The sequence below is a fragment of the Plasticicumulans sp. genome (assembly GCF_035331805.1).
In the GTDB taxonomy this organism is placed as follows: domain Bacteria; phylum Pseudomonadota; class Gammaproteobacteria; order Competibacterales; family Competibacteraceae; genus Plasticicumulans.
Window position 1 is genome coordinate 1 of sequence record NZ_DAOLKE010000559.1, and the last position, 1,522, is coordinate 1,522.

The following is a 1,522-nucleotide window of genomic DNA, read 5'->3' on the forward strand; positions in this document are numbered from 1 at the left end:
TCAGATGCCCATGCACAGGTACTTGATTTCGAGGTAGTCCTCGATGCCGTACTTCGAGCCTTCGCGGCCGGTGCCGGAATGCTTGACGCCGCCAAACGGCGCGACCTCGGTCGAGATCAGGCCGGTGTTGATGCCGACGATGCCGTATTCGAGCGCCTCGCCGACGCGCCAGACGCGGCCGAGGTCGCGCGCGTAGAAGTACGCGGCCAGCCCGAACTCGGTGTCGTTGGCCATCGCGATGGCTTCGGCTTCGGTCGAGAAGCGGAACAGCGGCGCGACCGGGCCGAAGATTTCCTCCTTCGCCATGCGCATCGCCGGCGTGACGCCGGTGACGAGGGTCGGCTCGAAGAAGCTGCCGCCGAGCGCGTGGCGCTGGCCGCCGGTGACGAGCTTCGCGCCCTTGCCGAGCGCATCGCCGAGCAGTTCCTCGACCTTGGCGACGGCCTTGTCATCGATCAGCGGGCCGATCGTGACGCCGTCGCCGGTGCCCGGGCCGACCTTGAGCTGCGCGACCTTCGCGGCGAGCTTTTCGGCGAAGGCCTCGTAGACGCCGTCCTGCACCAGCAGGCGGTTGGCGCACACGCAGGTCTGGCCGGCGTTGCGGTACTTCGAGGCGATCGCGCCGTCGACGGCGGCATCGAGGTCGGCGTCGTCGAAGACGATGAACGGCGCGTTGCCGCCGAGTTCGAGCGACACCTTCTTCACGGTCGGCGCGCACTGCGCCATCAGCTGGCAGCCGATCTCGGTCGAGCCGGTGAAGCTCAGCTTGCGCACGACCGGGTTCGCGGTCAGCTCGCCGCCGATCTCGCCGGCCGAGCCGGTGACGACGTTGAGCACGCCGGCCGGAATGCCGGCGCGCTCGGCGAGCACGGCGAGCGCCAGCGCCGAGTACGGCGTCTGCGAGGCGGGCTTGAGCACCATCGTGCAGCCGGCTGCGAGCGCGGGGCCGGCCTTGCGCGTGATCATCGCCGCCGGGAAGTTCCACGGCGTGATCGCCGCACAGACGCCGATCGGCTCCTTGAGCACGACGATGCGCTTGTCGGCGGCGTGCGCCGGGATCGTGTCGCCGTAGATGCGCTTGCCTTCCTCGGCGAACCACTCGATGAAGCTCGCCGCGTAGCCGATCTCGCCGCGGGACTCGGCGAGCGGCTTGCCCTGCTCGGCGGTCATCAGCTGCGCGAGGTCTTCCTGATTCGCCATCAGCAGCTCGAACCACTTGCGCAACCGTCCGGCGCGCTCCTTCGCGGTCAGCGCCTTCCAGGCCGGCAGCGCCGCCGCGGCCGCGGCGACCGCGCGCCGGGTCTCGGCCGCGCCCATCTTCGGGATCGTGCCGAGCCGCGCGCCGGTCGCCGGATCGGTGACGGCGATCGTCGCGCCGTCATCGGCACCCTGCCATTCGCCGCCGATCGGGCAGCGCTCGCGGAACAGGGTCGGGTCTTTCAGCGGAATCCGCAGCGGATTCGGGGTCTGCTGGGTCGTCTGGGTCATCGGTCTCCACCTTCGGTCGCCGTGCGGCCGTTCA

General features: G+C 70.2%; 1 protein-coding gene. It reads right to left on the reverse strand.

Features of this window, described 5'->3' with window-relative positions; genetic code table 11:
* Window positions 1–1,449, reverse strand: coding sequence for an NADP-dependent succinate-semialdehyde dehydrogenase (gene gabD / locus PKE44_RS19360; protein WP_324554485.1), 1,449 nt, complete (start codon window positions 1,447–1,449; stop codon window positions 1–3).
* Window positions 1,450–1,522: the final 73 nt, after the last annotated feature.